Source organism: Synechocystis sp. FACHB-383, from assembly GCF_014698605.1.
GTDB lineage: Bacteria > Cyanobacteriota > Cyanobacteriia > Cyanobacteriales > Microcystaceae > Synechocystis > Synechocystis salina.
In genome coordinates this window covers 113365-132765 of sequence record NZ_JACJTJ010000029.1, presented here as the reverse complement: position 1 = coordinate 132765, position 19401 = coordinate 113365, and the positions used below count along the sequence as shown (strand labels likewise).

Below are 19401 nucleotides of genomic sequence, written 5' to 3'. Positions count from 1 at the left end.
TTTCATGGTTGTCTCCGCCACTGATCATTCAGATAGAACCACATCCCAAACTGGCGATCGCCAAGGCTCATCACCCAGCCCGTCGGAGTCAGAACCAATCCTTTGTCCCCATTGTCGCCGCACGGCCAGTAATGGCATTAAATGCAAGGGAATTTGCGTTGCCGATAGCGATTATTGAGCATTTTCCGGATTTTCATCATCATCAACCTGAGCTTCTGGTGTTTCCTCGGGAGATTCCATCACAGTTTCTTCGTCCACCACTTCACTGGTAATCAGATTTAAAAACACATCTTCTAAGGTGGGGCGTAGCCGTTGCATTTCGTACAAGTCCCAACCCTGGGTAACGATCGCCTGGGCTAATTGTTGCCCCAGTTCCTCCAGTTGATTACTCCGCACCAAAATTTGCTGACGTTCCTGCTGTTGGGGATGGCTTTTAATCTCCACCTCTTCCACACCGGGCAATGACTGTAAACAACGGGCGATCGCCGTTCCCTCTGCCCCAGCTACCTCCAACTGATAACTGAGATTACCTTTTAAATCTGCTAGTAAATTGTCCGGGGTATTGGTGGCCACCACCCGCCCTTGGTTGATGATGGTTACCCGGTCGCAGGTCATGCTCACCTCCGGCAAAATGTGGGTGGAAAGGATAATGGTGTGGTCCTCTGCCAAACTTTTAATTAAGTTACGCACTTCGATAATTTGCTTTGGGTCCAGCCCCACTGTGGGTTCATCCAAAATGATCACCGCCGGATCATGGACAATGGCCTGGGCAATGCCCACCCGTTGCTTAAAGCCCTTGGACAGCTTGCGAATCAGGACTTTTCGTTTTTCTGTTAACTGGCACCGTTCCATGGCCCAGGTCACCCGCTGGTGGCGATCGCCTGGTTTAACTCCCTTAATGCTAGCCACAAAATCCAAAAAGCTTTCCACAGTCATATCCCCATAGAGGGGGGGATTTTCCGGTAGATAACCAATGCGTTTCCGCACCGCCAGGGATTGTTCATGGACATCAAACCCCGCCACCCGCACTGTCCCGGTAGTGGCCGGAATGTAGCCAGCCAAAATCCGCATGGTGGTGGTTTTCCCTGCGCCGTTGGGGCCCAAAAAACCGAGAATTTCGCCTTTTTGTACCGAAAAGTCCACATCTTGGATGGCAGTGGTGGAACCATAAACTTTGCTGAGATGTTCAACCTCAATCATGGCGGGGGAAATTAGTGAGTAAACAAGCTGGGCATATTATCCCCTTTTCTTGGCCGGGCCCCAAGTGAGGTGGGTCAACCCGAAACTACTCTAGATTTATCTGCGTTCCCAATGGCTGGTTGGCAAGGTCTTGATTAACCCACTAAAGCAACCAAAATTCTGGGGGACTTTTCTCTAGCTTCCCTTCAAACTGTCGCAGCGAGAGAGCTTTTAAAACACTCTCTAACTTCTGGCAATCTTCTCTTTACCTTTAAAATGGATTAAGGCTGTTCTGAAAAAAGCCATTGCCACTCAACTTCACCCATATTTTTCCCATGCCGGAGTCATCCACCCCTTCCCTGCTGGTTCCCAACTTTTCCTCCCGTGCGGCGGCGGTACATCGAGTCACTAAAGAAACGGATGTGCGAGTGAGTTTGAATTTGATGGGCAGTGGTTTATGCCATGTGGCTACGGGAGTTCCGTTCTTAGATCATATGTTGCACCAGATTGCTTCCCACGGTTTGATTGACCTGGAAGTGAACGCGACTGGGGACATTGAAATTGATGACCACCACACCAACGAAGATGTGGGTATTACCCTTGGCCAGGCTTTAGCTGAAGCCCTTGGCGATCGCCGTGGTATTAATCGGTTTGGCCATTTCATTGCTCCCTTGGATGAAGCCTTAGTACAGGTAACGTTGGATTTTTCTGGGCGGCCCCACCTCAGCTATGGCCTACAAATTCCGACGGAACGGGTGGGCACCTACGACACTCAACTGGTGCGGGAATTTTTTGTTGCGGTGGTTAACCACAGTCAAATTACCCTCCACATCCGTCAGCTTGATGGCATTAATTCCCACCACATTATCGAGGCCACTTTCAAGGCGTTTGCCCGGGCCATGCGCATGGCGATCGAAGTTGACCCCCGCCGGGCCGATACTATTCCCAGTTCCAAAGGGGTTTTGTAAGGCTGATTTTAATCCCATTAACTAGGGAAAATTCTTTGCAGAGATAGGATGAATCCTGGCAAAACAGTTTCCCCTGATAGGGTGCTGGGATTTTCCAGAACTTCCACCGCTTCACAAGAACGATAAATTTCCACCCGCCGATTTTTGGGGTCAATCAACCAACCTAACTTGGTTCCGTTTTCCATATACTCCTGCATTTTTTCCTGTATTTTTTTCAGCGAATCGGTTGGAGACCGTAATTCCACCACAAAATCAGGACATAGGGGGATAAATCCCTGTCTTTGTTTGGGAGTAAGTGTTTGCCAGCGTTCCCTCGCTAGCCAAGACGCATCCGGCGATCGGTTAGCGCCATTGGGCAATTCAAATCCTGTGGAGGAGTCAAACGCTATGCCTAAAGTATCGTTAGCTTCACCCCATACCCCAAGTTGAGTAATGATTTTGGCGTTACGATTACCTGTTTCGCCACCAGTGGGAGGATTCACAATTAATACCCCTGTTGCTGTGCGTTCAAGTCTTAAATCACGATTTTCCGCCGCTAAAACAGCAAATTGTGCTGGCGTAACCTGCAAGGCCAGTTCTTCAGGAATGTTCAAAGACAGTGACTTGGGATGATCAACTGACTGAACCATGGCAATTTCCTCTGTGCAACCAGGGGGACTTTTTAATTTTAGTCCTTAGCCCCCGTCTGCAAATTTCAGAGCATCAGTAATTGTTAAAACAGATCCTAGGATTTGCTAAGGGTCAGTAGTTGCCGAGTTTGTAGGCTCCGCACCAATGCTAAGTCGATGGATTGATCGCCTAGGTTAGCCAGGATTGTTGCCACATTGGCTTGACTGTCAGTATATTTTTCCACCTCTTGAAGAAACTTAAATTCAGCCTCTGTTAATTCCAACGGTTGATAGTTATAGTCAAATAAACTGCGGCTGGGCCAACCGGTAACACAGGGATGAAGCCCTGGTTTGGCTTGTAAAAGTTCCCCATCGTCAGCCCAATCACTAATTTGTACGGGGGGTTTAGCCAAGAAAAATTCGTAGTGGGTAATTTCTGGGTCTAACAATTCGATCAGACGATACCGTTCCTTTTCGCCCAAATTTTTGGCCCGTTCCATTAAGTCCGGCGCTTTACCCAACAGGCGATCGAGTTGCCAATAGTCGGGGTTGGAAAAGCCTAAAAATTCTAGTCCGGCCGAGTCGATTAACTCAAACAGAGTATCAATGTTGTAGTCCGTTTCCTGGGGATGGACATACATATCTGCAAAGGATTCGTCCCGGTGATTTTCCAGGGACCAACGCTCTTTTTCCCTTTTCACTAAACGGTTATATTCCGGCAAACTAGCAAAAATTTGTCGACCTACCGCTACTCCATCCTGGTAATCACCCCGTTTTTCCCCCTGTAAAATGGCGATCGCCCTTTGCATGAGCTGGATTTCCCAACGGCCGATTTCAGCGTAAACAAAAATGTGGAATAAACCGCCGGGGGCTAATTTTTCCGCCAGAGCTTGGATACCTGCAATGGGGTCGGGGAGATGGTGCAACACCCCCACGGAGTTAATGTAGTCAAATTGTCCTGGTATGCTGGCGGCATTTTCGAGGGGTAACTGCTGAAAACTCGCTCGGTCGCACCACACGCCGGATTTTTGTAACCTTTCCTGGGCAACCTGCAAGGCCCCTTCGCTAATGTCAATGGCGTGGATTGTCGCTTCGGGGTTAAGGTGAACTAAATATTCCGTTCCCACCCCAGTACCACAGCCGGCATCGAGAATACGAATTTTTTGGTTAGATGGCCGTCGCCCCAAACAGAAATTGTGCACCGCAGTCCATTGCCAGCGCCAGTTATAACCCGGGGGTGGCTCCTGTAACAGGGGTTCCGGGGGAAAAGGATAGGTATTGTAGAGAGCCTGGACAGCTTGGCGTTGGGGGGAATTGGGCAACATGGAGGGGTAGATCAGGAAAAAACTTGAGCTTTGGCGATCGCCAGAGAAATGTAGGAGGCAAAATTCTCGCCCTAGTTTTTAATCATCACCTAATATCGGCCCACCGCCTAGGGGATAGCTATCAATCCTCCGGGAAATGAACCTGCAAACCTTCGGGCACAATGTCTAGCCCCAGCAAAACTTTTTCCGTATTGGACATATCACCGATAATCCGTTGCAGAGGAGGGGGCAATTGTTTGATCAGGGTGGGGGTGACCATGATTTTTTCCTCTTCCGCCCGTTGGGGTTGCTCCAATACATCGATGATTTCAACGTTGTACTGATCACCTAAATCTTCTTGACAAATGCGGTAAATATTGGCGATCGCCTGCTGAGAACGCACCGAATTACCCGTAATATAAAGTCTTAAGACAATCCTATTCATATCTATCGTTGATAGTAAATAAGGCCAATGCTCAAGTCTAACTCAATAAACCCAGGATAAATAGCCTCAATCAAAGGGAATCTAAAGAAAAAAGAATGATAAACTAATAGATTGGTAACCTAGTTAAAGTAAGATGTGATTCAGTCAATCAAAGAACAGATTACTCAATAAGACATTAACATCTCAAGAGCTGTCTTTGGGGGGAAATCGTGGTGAAATGCGGGAGGAAATATTCAAATTATTTAAGCTGACATAGTATTTGCGATAAAAACCCGCTAAATATCCCATTAATTCTAATAATATCAATCTGCCTTCGACGGCATAGGCTTGGGATTTAACCACATTAATATTATGATTTTTTTCCTTGAGGGTCGTGGTATGGATTTCGATAATGTCCCTGGGGCTGGCTTTCATAAAACCTAGGCGATCGGCTAAATTTCTCAAGCGACCAGACAGATTATGGTCTATCCTAAAGGCCCGTTGATCCAACGCTAACTCTAACAACTCTCCATAGGATTGTTTCAACTCTTCAAACAATTCTGGAAAGGAGTCTTTGATGGTATCGGAGCCAAACATCCGGGCGGTGACGCTGGTGGTGGAGCTAATTAGGGTTTCCAGGTCGTGGTATTCCTTCTGTTGGCTGGCTAAGTTCCGTTGATTTTCACTCTTGCGGCGATAAATATTTCTTTCTAAAACCGATAGCAATTCATAATAAAGCAAATAGCTGTCTAGGTTTTTTAGTCGTAAATAGCCATCGGCCCCGTGCTGAAAAGCTTGAATAACTAAATGCTCATCTTCACTTTGGCTATAGGCAATGATGGATTGGTCGGGAAAAATTGTACGGGCTTTAATTAGAGTATCAATTCCTTGAATTTCCGATAAAAATAGATCTAATAAAACAATGGCAAATTCCCGGTCTTGGCAAACTTCCACCGCCTCAGCCAAATTCGACACCGCTGTGATTTGCACTGGCAGACGGGCCGCCAAAGGGGACATAGTCGACGAACCCAGATAATTCTCAACCATTGTCGCCGTGGCCGAATCGTCTTCAATCAGTAGAATTTGGTAGGGATCCTGGGTCATGCAATCACTGCTAAGTTCCAAGGCGAGGGGTTCATTGGTGAGTTCAGTTTAATTATCTTGTTTTGCCTCCCCAGGTTTTGCCTGGTAACGTCCCTGTGCCTAAAGTTTTGAGGAAAATTAAAGCAAAATTAAAACCTGGTAAATAGGCATTTACCAATCCTAAATACAGCGGTTGGGGTGTCTGAGTGGCACAGCAAACTCTTTACTGTATCTCTATGATTTGATTTGAGTATTTAGCTGTGTTCATTATATTGATCTTCTAGCTGAGTTTTTAGGGTTGGTTAATTAATCTTCACTCCCCCGTATCAGCACAAAGTTGCCCATCTTCGAGTTGAATAATCCGATCCGCCACGTCCAAAATGCGGTTGTCGTGGGTAACAATCAAAATAGTAGACCCCTGCTCCCGGGCTAGTTTTCGCATTAACTCCACCACGTCATGGCCCGATTTACTGTCCAAGGCCGCCGTTGGTTCATCGGCCAAAATCATTTTGGGATGGGAAACCAAAGCCCTGGCGATCGCCACCCGTTGTTTTTGTCCACCAGAAAGACTATGGGGACTATAGTTGATGTGGTCCCCTAGACCCACCGCCTCCAGCATAGCAATGGACAATTCCTTAGCCTGATGGTCATTGTATTGGGAGTGTAGTTCGATGGCCATCTGCACATTTTGCCTGGCCGTGAGGGATTCCAGCAAATTATGGGCCTGGAAAATATAACCAATGTGACGGCGGATCTGGACTAACTCGTGTTTTTTGGCACCATTTAATTCTTGGCCAAACACCCGCAAACTACCGCTTTGGGCTGACCGCAATCCCCCCATGAGGGTCAACAATGTGGTTTTTCCCGAACCGGAAGGCCCTTTGAGAATAACCACTTCCCCTTCCTCCAATCGGAGATTGATATCAAATAAAATCTGTTTACGCAGGTTGCCAGTGCCGTAGAAGTGACTGAGATTCTCCATAGCCACCACTGGTTCCATTGGCGCCGTTTTCACTGGATCGCTGGAGGGAGAGGAAAGGAGCATTGCCATGGGCACAATCGTAGTGGGGGAAAAATCTTTATCTATCATGACCGTTCCTTGGGGGGAAAACCACCGCTAAACTTAAAGACCCGCCCCCAGACGGTCATATCCTAATTGTTACAAGTTTTCACAAATTTTTACGAAATTTATGCACAAAATCCCCGTTACCGTAGTCACTGGCTTCCTCGGCTCTGGCAAAACCACCCTGGTTAGGAACCTATTGCAAAATAACCAAGGACGACGCATTGCCGTATTGGTCAACGAGTTTGGGGAAGTGGGCATTGATGGGGACATACTCCGCAGTTGCCAAATGTGTGACGAAGACGGTAATCAGATCTCTAATGAAGCCCCTAAAATTGTCGAATTGGCCAATGGCTGCCTCTGTTGCACTGTGCAGGAGGAATTTTTGCCCACCATGCAGGCTTTATTGGAGCGGCGGGAGGAAATTGATTGCATTGTGGTGGAAACTTCTGGTTTAGCCCTACCCAAACCCCTAATTCAAGCTTTTCGTTGGCCAGAAATTCGCACCGGCGCCACCGTAGATGGGGTGATTACCGTGGTGGATGGGGATGCCCTGGCTAGGGGAGCCATGGTGGGAGACTTGGATGCGTTGGAAGCGCAACGGCAGGCCGATGATAGCCTCGACCATGAAACCCCCATCGAAGAATTATTTGAAGACCAGTTGGCCTGTGCGGATATGGTGCTGTTAACCAAAACCGATTTGTTGGCGGATGCGGATCAACAACGGCTGGAAAGCTGGTTGGGCGACCAGTTACCCACGGGGGTGAAAGTGGTGCCCTGTCACCAAGGGCAAATTAGCCCAGCAGTTCTCCTCGGCTTTAATGCAGCGGTGGAAGACAATCTCCATAGTCGCCCCAGTCACCATGACCACGAGGAAGACCACAACCACGATGAGGATATTAATGCAGTCTATGTGGCCCTGGACCGAGAGTTTGATCCCAAGCAGTTGGTCAAAGGTCTAGCCAATTTAGTGGAAAACCATGAGATTTATCGCATTAAGGGTTTTGTCGCCGTGCCCCAAAAGGCTATGCGTCTGGTGCTGCAAGGGGTGGGTCCACGGTTTGATTATTTCTACGATCGCCCCTGGACAGAGGTAGATAGCCGGCAAACCCGCTTAGTGTTAATTGGCCAGGCTTTGGAACCGGAAAAGATCAAAATGGCGATCGCCAACATCTAGGCCCCTTCGGCCATTAACAGAATCAGCTACCATGGAGCAGAGAAACATCAGCTTTCAGGGTAATGGTAAATTTCGGGCTCAATTCAGCTAGCATCCTTGGTATTTTTCTCGCAGTGGCCGGGGCGGGGCTCTATTTCCTGCGCTCGGTGCGGCCGGAGGTGTCCCGGGATTACGACATCTTTTTCTCCGCTGTGGGCCTACTGTGCGGATTAATTTTACTGTTCCAAGGTTGGCGGCTAGACCCGATTTTACAGTTTGGGCAATTATTACTCAGTGGCTCCACTGTGTTTTTTGCCGCTGAAACCATCCGTTTACGGGGCATCACCACCGAACAGGCTAGGCGCAGTGCCCCCTACGCAGACGATCGCCGGGTGAGTAAAACTAGGGTCTATACCGAAGCCGAATTGGACCAATTGGAACCGGAAGATGAACCTGTGGCCCGTAACAATCGCCGCCTGAGGGGTTATGACGATGATGCCCGCAGTGGCCGCCCCGATGGCTATGGAGAAGCGGAAGCTAGGGCCAGGCCCCGTCCCTCTAGTGGTCGCAGTGCTCCCCCCCCCAATGCCAAGCCAACCCGCTCCCGTCCCCCCGCTGGCCGCAGTGCCCCCCAACGCCCCCCCGCTGGTTACGGTGATAACTACGGTTATGAAGACGATTATTCCGGTTGGGATAGTGGTGCCAATGACGTTTGGGATGATCCCACCCCCAGCCGTCGTCCCCCCAGCCGTCGCCCCCGCCCAGAAGCTAGCAATACTCCCAATTCCAATCCCCCCCGTCGTCCCAGCAACCGCCGCCCCCGTCCCACTACTGGGCCGAGCAGTGATTATGATTCCTTTGGCGATCGCCCAGAGAGGAATGCCCCCCGCAATGCCCGCCCCTACGAAGATGAACCCCCGGCGGCCTATGTGGACTACCAACCTATTGATGAAGCTGATTTAACTCCCCGCCCCACCACTCCAGAGGACCAGGAACAGGCGGCCCGCAGTGGTAACCCCCGCAGTCAACGTCCCAGTCGTCCCCCAGTCGATGCGGAAGAGCCCCCCATCGGAGCTGATGACCAAGAACGGTTTGATTATTAATTTTTCTCAGTGAACAGGGTGAAAGTTTGGAGTAGTTTAGGGCGGACTCCATGGTTATGGTTGGCAATAATACTAGTCCCCCTAGCGCTCAGTGGTTGTAATAACGTCAGGCGATCGCCATTGGACCAGAGCCTAAATAGCCGCTTCAATGACGAACAGCCCAGCTTGAGCGGTGATGGTCGTTGGTTGGCCCTAGTTTCTAACCGCAACGGCACCAGGGAAATTTTGGTCTATGACCTCCGCAATAACCAGTTGGTCAACCTACCGGGATTGAACCAAGCCAACACCATTGCCGAAAGCCCCAGCCTGAGTCGCACTGGCCGCTACCTGGTCTATTTGTCCAGCATCCAAGGGCGGCCCGACATTGCCCTTTATGATCGCCTCACCAAAAAAACTGACCTGTTAACCCTCAACTATCGCCAATGGGTCAGAAATCCAAAGATTAGTCCTGACGGCCGCTACATCGTTTTTGAAACCGCCAAACGGGGACAATGGGACATCGAAATTCTCGACCGGGGCCCCCAAATTGAACTGGACATTGCCGAGGGTACCCCCGTGGAAAATCCCCCCACTCCCCCATGATTAACCATGGGCAAAACTGAATTTTGCTTAAAGCTCCTTCACAAAAGGGGATTCAACATTATGCGATTCTAAAGAGTGGCGAAATTTAACCACTAACAATTAATTAAAAATTTATAAATCCATGGAACAGCCGATGAAACCAACGGTGATCATCACCGGAGCCTCCTCCGGGGTGGGTCTATATGGCGCTAAAGCGTTAATTGATCGGGGCTGGCACGTAATCATGGCCTGCCGCAATTTGGACAAAACTCAGAAAGTTGCCGACGAGTTGGGTTTTCCTAAAGATTCTTACACCATTATTAAACTAGATTTGGGCTATTTAGACAGTGTGCGGCGATTTGTGAGCCAGTTTCGAGAATTGGGGCGTCCTCTCAAAGCTTTAGTTTGTAATGCGGCAGTTTACTTCCCTTTATTAGATGATCCCCTCTGGTCAGCGGATGACTATGAATTGTCTGTCGCCACCAATCACTTGGGACATTTCTTGCTTTGCAATCTCTTGCTCGAAGACCTGAAAGCTTGTCCCGACGAAGATAAACGCCTAATTATCTTGGGTACCGTCACCGCCAACAGCAAAGAGCTTGGGGGCAAAATTCCCATCCCCGCTCCACCGGATCTGGGCAACTTTGAAGGGTTTGAAGCGGGCTTTAAAAAACCCATTACCATGATTAATAACAAAAAATTCAAGTCGGGCAAGGCATATAAGGACAGTAAGCTCTGCAATATGCTCACCACCAGAGAATTACACCGTCGCTTCCACCAAGCAACGGGCATTGTTTTTAATTCCCTTTACCCTGGTTGTGTGGCGGATACTCCCCTCTTCCGCAACCACTATTCTCTTTTCCGGACTATTTTCCCCTGGTTTCAAAAAAATGTCACCAAAGGCTATGTCAGCCAAGAATTGGCAGGGGAACGGGTAGCCATGGTGGTGGCCGATGACAAATTTAAAGAGTCCGGGGTGCATTGGAGTTGGGGCAACCGTCAACAAGCAGGCCGGGAAGCTTTTGTGCAGGAACTTTCTGAACAGGGGAGTGATGCTCAAAAGGCCCAGCGCATGTGGGATTTAAGCGAAAAGTTAGTGGGTCTGGTTTAGTTCACCTGTAAATTCCCCCCAGCATTGGGGGGTCAGGGGGGCAAGTCAAAAATGATCAAACAGCGGCGATGGGATAGTCCCTGGACTGGTCTGTTTCTACTTCCCGGTCCACTGCGCCTTGGTAGGTGTCCACCACATGGTTGGGTAAAATGTCTTGCCCTTGGTTGAGGAAACTCCAACTCTGGCCCACATGGACATAGGTGCCTAGTCCCGTTGTGGGGGGCAAGAGAGGAATCACGTCGGCGAGGTTAACAATGCGGTAACTGTTGGGTACTTGGCGGGAATGGAGTTGGGCAAAGGCTATATCCCCAACCCTAGGGCAGGCGTAGCTATAAAGTTGGATCTGGGGCCGTAAGTTAGGCAGGTTAACCGCTAAATCCAGGGCCGCCAGCACTGCCAGGGAAGCCCCCAAACTATGGCCAGTGATGTAACAGGGCACAGCCGGGTCTAATTTTCGGGCAATTTCCCTCGGAATGGGACTGACGATGCGGAGATAGTTTTCGATAAAGCCTTGGTGAATTTTGCCGAAATGTTGTCCCGATTGGCGATCGGTGAAGGGAATTTGCTGGGCCCGGAGATTGTTGACCCATTCCATGGTGGTTTGGGTACCCCGGAACACAATTAAATTGTGCTGGGGAGAACTGAGGACAAAACCGAGGTAAACGGGGATTTGTTGGGTTACTTTCACCACTTGGCGAATGGTTTCCCCCAGGGAATCTTCCGCTTGGTCCCAGGTTTGATCGAGGGGATCGCCCGTGTTATCTAAGGGAATTTGCACCGCAACGGATTCGGAAATCTTGGCTTCCTTACCCCGAAAAGAAGCAATTTGTTGGTATTTGTCCAGGTCAGAGCTATAGGCTGGCAATTGTCGGATATTGCCGTCGTAGCTAGGGATGGTTTTCCCCGTTAGGTATTGTTGGGTGGCGATTTTACTGCAACGGATCAGTAGTCGGGAAATTTGGCGATCGTAGGGCAGAATGGGAGGAGTGAGCCTAACACTGTTGATAATCTCCTCGCCCCGGTAAATTTTTTCCGCATCAGCTTCAAAGGCGGCACTTAACATACTGGTGCGGTCGGTATTAGCGGCCTGGGCCCGAGCCAGTTCCTCCAACTCTTGCTGTTTTTGTCGATGGCGCTCCTCCTGGCCTATGGTGAATGCTCCCCCCAGGGCGGCTCCCCCTAGCAATAGTCTTCGGCGGTTAAAGATGCCCATGGTTTACGCTTCCCTGAGTCAGTCAGGCTGGATTGGTCCAAGATTTAACAAATCAGCGGGATGGGGACTTGGCCGCACCATTGGCATAATACTGGTTGGTGCTTTGCCCTAGCATCCAAGTGAGGGTAAACAGTCCAGCAAAGCCTTTAAAACTGTCGAAATAGGGCACCCAGATCCCGATCGCCAGTAGGGTGACCCAGACTACAGAGGCGGTGATCACTGCGCCCATGGCCCCAAAAATATTACCGGCGATCGCCAAGAGGTCTTGTCCCCGGGGAAATTGCCAAACTTTACCAATGTCCCGGCACATCTTGGCCAGCAGAAATAACACCAGCAACAGCCGCAGGGAATAGTAACCGGCGATCGGCAATAGGGCCACGAGGCTAGTGCCTAAAGCGTAGTCGAAAACTAAATCCCTGGCCTGCTTGGCCCGGTGCAGATTTTTTTGCCAAAGTTCGACGGATGACTGCACTGTATTCTCAGACCGGTGATGCCGACAAAGGCCCAGAGCTACCCATTGTTGGGCAACCCCAGGGGGATTTTAACCCAATTTGAGGGTAGAGGTGATGCGCTCCATGGCTTCTTCCACATTGCTCCGACTGTTAAAAGCAGAAATGCGGAAATAGCCTTCCCCGGCCGCCCCAAAGCCAGAGCCAGGGGTACCCACCACATTCACCGTATGTAATAGCTTGTCGAAAAAGTCCCAACTGCTCAGGCCATCGGGGGTTTTGACCCACACATAGGGCGCATTGACCCCACCATAGACCATCAAACCGGCGGCGGCTAACTTCTCTCGAATAATGCGGGCATTTTCCAAATAAAAGGCAATCAGTTCCTGTACCTGGGCTTGGCCTTCCGGGGAATAAACAGCCTCGGCCCCCCGTTGGATAATGTAGGAAACCCCATTAAATTTGGTAGATTGGCGGCGGTTCCAGAGTTTCCATAATTCCACGTCACTGCCATCGGCGGCTTTGGCGGTTAAAGTTTTTGGCACCACAGTGAAGGCGCAACGGGTGCCGGTGAAACCAGCATTCTTGGAAAAGGAGCGAAACTCAATGGCACAGTTCCTGGCCCCTTCAATTTCATAGATGGAATGGGGCAAAGTGGGATCGGTGATAAATGCTTCGTAGGCCGCATCAAAAAAGATAATCGAACCATGGGCCAGGGCATAATCTACCCAATCCTTTAAATAGGCTTTAGTGGCAGTGGCTCCGGTGGGATTGTTGGGAAAACAAAGGTAAATTAAATCTACTTTTTGGCTTGGAATTGCCGCTGTGAACTCATTTTCCGCCGAAATGGGCAGGTAAACCAGTCCGCCGTATTCTCCTTTGTCGTTGGCATCGCCGGTGTGCCCCGCCATCACGTTGGTATCCACATAGACGGGATAGACAGGATCGGTGACGGCAATGGTGTTATTTTTGCCGAAAATATCGAGAATATTGCCGGTGTCGCATTTGGAACCGTCGGAGATGAAAATTTCTTCGGCACTAACCTCACAGCCCCGGGCTTGGAAATCGTGCTGGGCAATTTTTTCCCGCAACCAAGCGTAACCCTGTTCCGGGCCATAGCCCTTAAAGGTTTGGCGATCGCCCATGTCGTCGATGGCTTTGGCCATGGCCTGGCGACAAGCAAGGGGCAGGGGTTCCGTCACATCCCCAATACCAAGTTTGATCACCTGGGCGTTAGGATTGGCATTGGTGAAAGCATTTACCCGCCGAGCAATTTCGGGAAACAGGTAACCGGCTTTGAGCTTGAGATAGTTGTCGTTGATACTGGCCATGGCTTGGTGATTAAAGGGCGATCGCCATTATAAAAGGTGAGTTACCCCTCGCCGTAGGGAAGTTGACAATGGGGTTATGCCCGCTCCAACCAACCCTACTCCCCTTGGTTCATTGACGGCGACGGCCGTAGCTACTCCAATTTCCTGCAAAATCTATCCTTACATCACATCTCAATCAAACATTTATGTCCCAGTGGATCACAGAATGGATTCCCCAGGTGATGAATCAGTTAGGCTACGGGGGGATCAGTCTTTTAATGTTTTTAGAAAACCTCTTTCCCCCCATCCCCTCCGAATTGATCATGCCCCTAGCTGGTTTTGCCGTTGCCCAGGGAAAATTGGCATTGTTCCCGGCGATCGTGGCAGGCATTGTTGGGACAATTTTGGGAGCTTATCCCTGGTACTACATTGGTAAATTGGTCAGTGAAGAACGGTTAGAACAACTTGCCGACCGTTATAGTAAGTGGATTGGCCTAGATGCCAAGGACATTCACAAAGCTAACGTTTGGTTTGGTCGCTATGGTCATCAATCGGTGTTCTTGGGACGTTTGGTACCTGGCATCCGCACCATGGTCTCTTTGCCTGCAGGCATCAATGCCATGGGTCTTATTTCCTTCACCCTCTATAGCTTGGGAGGCATATCCCTCTGGGTAACCTTTCTCGCCAGTGCCGGCTATAAACTGGGTAATAACTATGACTTAGTGGAGCAATACTTGGGGCCGGTGTCAAAAATTGTCCTGGTTAGTGTGGCCGCCATCATCGTGTTGTCAATTGTTCGCAAACAGCTACGTCGGAGGGCTTGATTTTTGGGCTCCCACTCCTGTGTAATCTCGTAAATTTCCTAGTTGATCCTATCCTTGCCCCACGGGCCACTAGGCTAAAATTGGGGCTTGGCTATATTCGATCGTCCTGATCCTGGGGAAGCTTACCGTGATTGCACAACTTAATACACAACCACAAGAACCGGGACCCCAGGCGATCGCCAATGTGCTTGAACAAGGGCATTTGCTAAAAAATTGGCTGCTGGAAACATTGAATGCTCCCATCTTTAAGTTGGGAACTGAGAGCATCACTTTGTGGTGGATTGTTCAGGCCTGTTTTCTGCTTTTATTGGTGGGAGTATTTGCCAAGGCCACCAAACAATTTCTCAAAAAAATTCTCCTGCTCAGACTAGGATTTAGTGAAGGCAACCGAGAAGTAATTGGTACATTAACAAGTTTAGGTGTGGCAGTATTAGGCTTTATTATTGTGCTGCAAGGCATGGGCTTGGAACTGGCTAGCTTTGCCGTAATTATGGGGGGACTGGGAATCGGTATTGGTTTTGGCTTGCAGGAATTAACTAGGAATTTAGTCAGTGGTTTAACAATTTTTGGCGAAAATAAACTCAAAGTTGGTGACTTAATTGAATTTAATGACCACATTGGTTACATCAAAGAAATTTCCATTCGCTCTACGATAATCCGCACCTTTAGAGGCAGTGACCTAGTGGTGCCCAACACCGATTTAACCAGCAACTTAGTAATCAACTGGAACTATGAAAATTGTAGCGGTCGCCTCGAAGTGCCAGTCAGTGTGGCCTATGGCAGTGACTTAGTTCTAGTGACGGAAGTGCTATTGGAATCCGCCGCCATGGAAAAAAATATTGTCAGTGAGCCAGCACCAAAAGCAGTTTTTCTTGGGTTTGGCGAAAATTCTCTTAATTTTGAACTCTGGGTTTGGACTGAAAGAATCGACCAAAGATTTCTGATCTTTAGCTCTCTCAATCACATCATTCAATATAATTGTCGTCGCCGGGGAATTAATATGCCCTTCCCCCAAAGGGATCTATGGCTAAGAAATCCAGAAAGCATCTCTCTAGCAGTTAGCAATCAAGAAAATAAGGTTCCAGCCCCTGGAGAAAAATTAGATAATTCTCCCACCCTCACCCAGCTATTGAAGAAAAACTTCTGCTTTCAAAAACTCAATGATCTTGAAATTAGAAATGTGATTGAAATGGGGAAACGATGGCATTTATCGGCGGGAGAAACCTTAGTCAAACAAAATCAGTACCACAGCTATTTTTGTGTCGTGCTCACTGGGGCAATAAATGCCATTTATGAAAATGAAAAAATCAGCAACCGTATATTTACTTTCAGACAAGGGGAATTCTTTGGTGAGTTACCTTTGATGCTGGAAGTCCCCTATCCCACCACCATGATCGCCGCTGAAGAATCCACCCTTTTCCTAATCGGTAAAGACTGTTTTCACAAACTTCTATCTACCCACCCCCATCTATCCATACGGGTGGCGGAGGAATTGGGTAAACGTCAGGGTGCTCTCCAGGGATATGAACAGAAACTAAAAGAAATGGGACTACTGGCTGAGGCGGATCTGAAAAATCCTGTGGACTGGATTAGGCAAAGAATCAACAAAATTTTTGATGTTAGCCTAAAGTCTTGATCTCGTTAGCTAAAGCTTATAGGCGGTAATGCTTTTTTAAAAGTTTCAAGGAGATAAATCTATCCTCGTTGTTATGGCATACTTCTATTTTATTAATCGATAAATCTGAAGTTGCTACCATAGGAATTAGATTAGTAGAAACGATTAAATTTTCATTATATCGAAACCACTGGGTGATTAACGGTTTCATCATTGTCACTATTAGGTCAGCAGAATCCGTGCAAAACCTGCAAAGCTTAATGCAGCCATTATAGGGACTGGTAACTACGGTAAGATCAGAAGTTGGAAGTACCTCACCCTAACTGATCGTCTAGAGACAAGCCATGGTTGCACAAATCGAGTCACAACAACAGTATGAACAGGCTACCCAGGCGATCGCCAAGGAACTATTAGCCCAGACCCGGGAGAAAAGATCGCTATGGGACAAAATTGGCGATAATCTGCGGCTCGATGACAAATTGCTGGATTGGACCATGGGTCATCCGGGGTTGCGGGTGCAATTGTTCAAATTCATTGACTGTCTACCAGCGTTGCAGAGTAATAGTGAGATTGCCAACCATCTCCAGCAGTATATGAGCGAAGAGGAGGTGGAGTTACCGGAGGCACTGAAAAAACTGTTGAACTTTGCTGATGCCCATTCTACGCCAGCCCAGATTGCAGCGGGAACGGTGAGTAAGGCCACGGAACAGTTGGCATTTAAATACATTGCTGGGGAAACGATCGCCCAGGTGATCAAAACGGTGGAACGACTCCGCAAGGAAAAAATGGGCTTTACCATTGATTTACTGGGGGAAGCGGTAATTACGGAATCGGAGGCGGCGGAATATTGGCAGAACTATTTAGACTTGATGGCCCAGTTATCCCAACAGGCAAAATCCTGGTCAAAGGTGGCCCAGATTGATGAGGCAGACGGGGAAATGTTGCCCCAGGTGCAGGTATCGGTAAAGTTAACGGCCTTTTATTCCCAATTTGATCCCCTTGACCCTGAGGGCAGTAAAGCAAAAGTCTGTGAACGGATTCGGGCATTGTTGCGACGCGCCCAAGAATTAGGGGTGGCGGTTCACTTTGACATGGAGCAGTACCACTACAAAGACCTGATTTTAAATATTCTCAAGGAATTGTTGGTGGAAGAAGAGTTCCGTTCCCGCACCGATATTGGCATCACCATGCAGGCCTATCTGCGGGATTCAGCGGCGGATCTAGAAGGGTTAATTCCCTGGGCCAAACATCGGGGTTATCCCATCACAGTGCGCCTGGTGAAAGGGGCCTATTGGGATCAGGAAACCATTAAAGCCCAACAAAACCATTGGCCAATTCCGGTTTATGTGGAAAAAGCCCAAACCGATGCCAATTATGAACGCATGACCCGGTTACTGCTGGAAAACCACCAATATTTATACGCCGCCATTGGTAGCCATAATGTCCGTTCCCAAGCCCTGGCCTGTGCGATCGCCGAAGAGTTAAATATTCCCAAACGACGTTATGAAATGCAAATCCTCTATGGCATGGGGGAACCTTTGGCCCGGGCGATTGTGAAACGGGGTCATCGGGTGCGGGTCTATGCGCCCTACGGTAAGCTACTGCCGGGCATGGCCTATTTGATTCGACGGTTACTGGAAAATACGGCCAATAGTTCTTTTCTACGCCAAAACCTAGAGGAGCGCCCCATTGAAGAATTAATTACTCCGCCCCAGGTTAAAGGCATTAATGACCTGCCCACCAAGGGTTATCCCAACGCCCCTGATGCGGATTATGCCGATGCTGATTTACGCCAAAAAGCCTTCCAAGCCCTAACCCGGGTTAAACAGCAATTAGGCAAAACCTATCTGCCCTACATTAACGGCGAGTACGTCGAAACCGAGACCTATATTGATTCCGTTAATCCCTGTCGTCCATCCCAGGTGATTGGCAAGGTGGGGCTAATCAGCGTTGACCAGGCGGATCATGCCCTGGAAATGGCTAAGGCGGCCTTCCCTGCTTGGAAGAAAACCCCAGTACGGGAACGGTGCGGCATTCTCCGGAAAGCGGCGGACATTATGGAAGAGCGTCGCCATGAGTTAAACGCTTGGATTTGTTTGGAAGTGGGCAAAATTATTCCCCAAGCTGATGCGGAAGTGTCCGAGGCGATCGATTTTTGTCGCTACTATGCCGATGAAATGGAACGACTGGACCAAGGCGTTAACCTCGATATTCCCGGCGAAACCAACCGTTATTTTTATCAACCTCGCGGTATTGCTCTAGTGATTTCTCCCTGGAATTTTCCCATGGCGATCGCCGTTGGCATGACAGTGGCGGCCTTGGTGACGGGCAATTGTACGTTGTTAAAACCAGCGGAAACTTCCACGGTAATTGCGGCCAAAATTGCGGAAATTCTCATTGAAGCGGGGGTTCCCCCGGGAGTTTTCCAATATGTGCCCGGTAAGGGAGCGGTGGTGGGTTCCCACATGGTCAATCACCCCGACGTGCATTTGATTGCCTTCACCGGCTCCAGGGAAGTGGGCTGTCGTATTTACGCCGATGCCGCTTTGGTGCAACCGGGGCAACGTCATCTCAAACGGGTGATCGCCGAAATGGGCGGTAAGAATGCCATCATCGTCGATGAAAGTGCAGATCTGGATCAGGCGGTGGCTGGCGCGGTCTATTCAGCCTTTGGTTATACGGGGCAAAAGTGTTCTGCTTGTTCCCGGGTGGTGGTGCTTTCCCCTGTCCATGATGCCTTTGTGGAGCGGTTTGTGGAAGCGACCCGTTCCCTCAATGTCGGCCCCACCGATGACCCCAGCACCCAGGTGGGCCCAGTGATTGATGCCAAAGCCCAAGCCCGCATTCAGGAATATATTGAGCAGGGCAAAGCGGAATGTGAATTGGCGATCGCCTGTAATGCTCCCAGTGAAGGCTATTTCGTTGGCCCCACGGTGTTTAAAAATGTCGAACGCCATGCCACCATTGCCCAGGAAGAAATTTTTGGCCCGGTGGTAGCCATTATCCGAGCGGCCAATTTTGATGAAGCGTTGGAAATTGCCAATGGCACCGACTACGCTTTAACAGGGGGTCTCTATTCCCGCACTCCTGACCACATCAATCGTGCCGCCGCTGAGTTTGAAGTAGGCAATCTTTACATCAACCGCACTATCACCGGGGCGATCGTTTCCCGCCAACCGTTTGGGGGCTTCAAAATGTCTGGGGTGGGCTCCAAAGCTGGTGGCCCGGATTATTTACTCCAGTTCTTGGAACCCCGCCATGTCACGGAGAATATTCAACGGCAAGGTTTTGCACCCATTGAAGGAGCAGATCAGTAGTAAATTGATAAAACAGAGGAGGTGTTTGTCTCCTCTATTTCATCCAGGCTTAGATTAATAACGTTTTATACGTTTATTTTTATAGAGGATGACGTTAGGACAAATACCGGGAA

Annotated in this window: 17 protein-coding genes; 8 read left to right on the top strand and 9 right to left on the bottom strand. The window is 49.1% G+C overall.

Translation table 11 applies throughout. The features are described from left to right. Nucleotides 1-171 precede the first annotated feature (171 nt). Nucleotides 172-1200 carry an ABC transporter ATP-binding protein gene (locus H6G45_RS07255; RefSeq protein WP_190597785.1) on the bottom strand — a complete coding sequence of 343 codons (1029 nt, stop codon included), beginning with the start codon at nt 1198-1200 and terminating at the stop codon, nt 172-174. 314 nt (nt 1201-1514) lie between these two features. On the opposite strand from H6G45_RS07255, the gene hisB reads away from it, so the two are divergent. After that, nucleotides 1515-2147, top strand: a complete 633-nt coding sequence (gene hisB / locus H6G45_RS07250; protein ID WP_190597784.1) for an imidazoleglycerol-phosphate dehydratase HisB — start codon at nt 1515-1517, stop codon at nt 2145-2147. A gap of 17 nt (nt 2148-2164) precedes the next feature. On the opposite strand, the gene H6G45_RS07245 is transcribed toward hisB, so the two are convergent. From H6G45_RS07245 to H6G45_RS07225, 5 genes are all read right to left on the bottom strand, one after another. Then, nucleotides 2165-2776, bottom strand: a complete 612-nt coding sequence (locus H6G45_RS07245) for a Uma2 family endonuclease (RefSeq protein ID WP_190597783.1) — start codon at nt 2774-2776, stop codon at nt 2165-2167. A 95-nt stretch (nt 2777-2871) separates the two neighbouring features. Beyond that, on the bottom strand, nt 2872-4080 hold the full coding sequence (locus H6G45_RS07240) for a class I SAM-dependent methyltransferase (protein WP_190597782.1): 1209 nt from the start codon (nt 4078-4080) through the stop codon (nt 2872-2874). A 121-nt stretch (nt 4081-4201) separates the two neighbouring features. Continuing rightward, nucleotides 4202-4510, bottom strand: coding sequence for a circadian clock KaiB family protein (locus H6G45_RS07235; protein WP_190597944.1), 309 nt, complete (start codon nt 4508-4510; stop codon nt 4202-4204). Nucleotides 4511-4687: 177 nt separating this feature from the next. Next, on the bottom strand, nt 4688-5587 hold the full coding sequence (locus H6G45_RS07230; protein WP_190597781.1) for a response regulator: 900 nt from the start codon (nt 5585-5587) through the stop codon (nt 4688-4690). Nucleotides 5588-5879: 292 nt separating this feature from the next. After that, nucleotides 5880-6617 (bottom strand): DevA family ABC transporter ATP-binding protein, encoded by a 738-nt coding sequence (locus H6G45_RS07225; RefSeq protein WP_190597943.1) that lies wholly within the window; start codon nt 6615-6617, stop codon nt 5880-5882. A gap of 139 nt (nt 6618-6756) precedes the next feature. Here H6G45_RS07225 and cobW point away from each other — a divergent pair, with 139 nt between their 5' ends. The 4 genes from cobW (at nt 6757) to H6G45_RS07205 (ending at nt 10560) form a co-directional block, all read left to right on the top strand. Then, entirely contained in the window at nt 6757-7806 is a 1050-nt protein-coding gene (cobW, locus tag H6G45_RS07220) for a cobalamin biosynthesis protein CobW (protein WP_190597780.1), read from the top strand. Nucleotides 7807-7868: 62 nt separating this feature from the next. Beyond that, nucleotides 7869-8888 carry a Ycf66 family protein gene (locus H6G45_RS07215; protein ID WP_190597779.1) on the top strand — a complete coding sequence of 340 codons (1020 nt, stop codon included), beginning with the start codon at nt 7869-7871 and terminating at the stop codon, nt 8886-8888. A gap of 18 nt (nt 8889-8906) precedes the next feature. Next, complete coding sequence (locus H6G45_RS07210; RefSeq protein ID WP_347338252.1) at nt 8907-9470, top strand: biopolymer transporter Tol; 564 nt, start codon at nt 8907-8909, stop codon at nt 9468-9470. Between the two features lie 121 nt (nt 9471-9591). Next, a complete protein-coding gene (locus tag H6G45_RS07205; RefSeq protein WP_190597777.1) occupies nt 9592-10560 on the top strand; it encodes a protochlorophyllide reductase in 969 nt (322 codons plus the stop codon). Between the two features lie 55 nt (nt 10561-10615). Here H6G45_RS07205 and H6G45_RS07200 read toward each other — a convergent pair whose 3' ends face one another. From H6G45_RS07200 to H6G45_RS07190, 3 genes are all read right to left on the bottom strand, one after another. After that, nucleotides 10616-11773, bottom strand: a complete 1158-nt coding sequence (locus H6G45_RS07200; protein WP_190597776.1) for a DUF2974 domain-containing protein — start codon at nt 11771-11773, stop codon at nt 10616-10618. 52 nt (nt 11774-11825) lie between these two features. After that, nucleotides 11826-12245, bottom strand: coding sequence for a hypothetical protein (locus H6G45_RS07195; RefSeq protein WP_190597775.1), 420 nt, complete (start codon nt 12243-12245; stop codon nt 11826-11828). Nucleotides 12246-12314: 69 nt separating this feature from the next. Beyond that, nucleotides 12315-13553, bottom strand: coding sequence for an LL-diaminopimelate aminotransferase (locus tag H6G45_RS07190; protein WP_190597774.1), 1239 nt, complete (start codon nt 13551-13553; stop codon nt 12315-12317). A 185-nt stretch (nt 13554-13738) separates the two neighbouring features. On the opposite strand from H6G45_RS07190, the gene H6G45_RS07185 reads away from it, so the two are divergent. From H6G45_RS07185 to pruA, 3 genes are all read left to right on the top strand, one after another. Next, nucleotides 13739-14356, top strand: coding sequence for a DedA family protein (locus H6G45_RS07185; RefSeq protein ID WP_190597773.1), 618 nt, complete (start codon nt 13739-13741; stop codon nt 14354-14356). A gap of 127 nt (nt 14357-14483) precedes the next feature. Beyond that, nucleotides 14484-15992 carry a mechanosensitive ion channel domain-containing protein gene (locus tag H6G45_RS07180; protein ID WP_190597772.1) on the top strand — a complete coding sequence of 503 codons (1509 nt, stop codon included), beginning with the start codon at nt 14484-14486 and terminating at the stop codon, nt 15990-15992. 323 nt (nt 15993-16315) lie between these two features. Further along, nucleotides 16316-19288, top strand: coding sequence for an L-glutamate gamma-semialdehyde dehydrogenase (pruA, locus tag H6G45_RS07175; RefSeq protein WP_190597771.1), 2973 nt, complete (start codon nt 16316-16318; stop codon nt 19286-19288). The last annotated feature ends 113 nt before the right edge of the window (nt 19289-19401 follow it).

Bases quoted from the DNA above. Each gene is read 5' to 3' on its own strand.
- cobW (WP_190597780.1), top strand. From the start codon at position 6,757: ATGCACAAAATCCCCGTTACCGTAGTCACTGGCTTCCTCGGCTCTGGC.
- H6G45_RS07225 (WP_190597943.1), bottom strand. From the start codon at position 6,617: ATGGCAATGCTCCTTTCCTCTCCCTCCAGCGATCCAGTGAAAACGGCG.
- H6G45_RS07240 (WP_190597782.1), bottom strand. From the start codon at position 4,080: ATGTTGCCCAATTCCCCCCAACGCCAAGCTGTCCAGGCTCTCTACAAT.
- H6G45_RS07185 (WP_190597773.1), top strand. From the start codon at position 13,739: ATGTCCCAGTGGATCACAGAATGGATTCCCCAGGTGATGAATCAGTTA.
- H6G45_RS07190 (WP_190597774.1), bottom strand. From the start codon at position 13,553: ATGGCCAGTATCAACGACAACTATCTCAAGCTCAAAGCCGGTTACCTG.
- pruA (WP_190597771.1), top strand. From the start codon at position 16,316: ATGGTTGCACAAATCGAGTCACAACAACAGTATGAACAGGCTACCCAG.
- H6G45_RS07200 (WP_190597776.1), bottom strand. From the start codon at position 11,773: ATGGGCATCTTTAACCGCCGAAGACTATTGCTAGGGGGAGCCGCCCTG.
- H6G45_RS07215 (WP_190597779.1), top strand. From the start codon at position 7,869: ATGGTAAATTTCGGGCTCAATTCAGCTAGCATCCTTGGTATTTTTCTC.
- H6G45_RS07205 (WP_190597777.1), top strand. From the start codon at position 9,592: ATGGAACAGCCGATGAAACCAACGGTGATCATCACCGGAGCCTCCTCC.
- hisB (WP_190597784.1), top strand. From the start codon at position 1,515: ATGCCGGAGTCATCCACCCCTTCCCTGCTGGTTCCCAACTTTTCCTCC.
- H6G45_RS07230 (WP_190597781.1), bottom strand. From the start codon at position 5,587: ATGACCCAGGATCCCTACCAAATTCTACTGATTGAAGACGATTCGGCC.
- H6G45_RS07245 (WP_190597783.1), bottom strand. From the start codon at position 2,776: ATGGTTCAGTCAGTTGATCATCCCAAGTCACTGTCTTTGAACATTCCT.
- H6G45_RS07255 (WP_190597785.1), bottom strand. From the start codon at position 1,200: ATGATTGAGGTTGAACATCTCAGCAAAGTTTATGGTTCCACCACTGCC.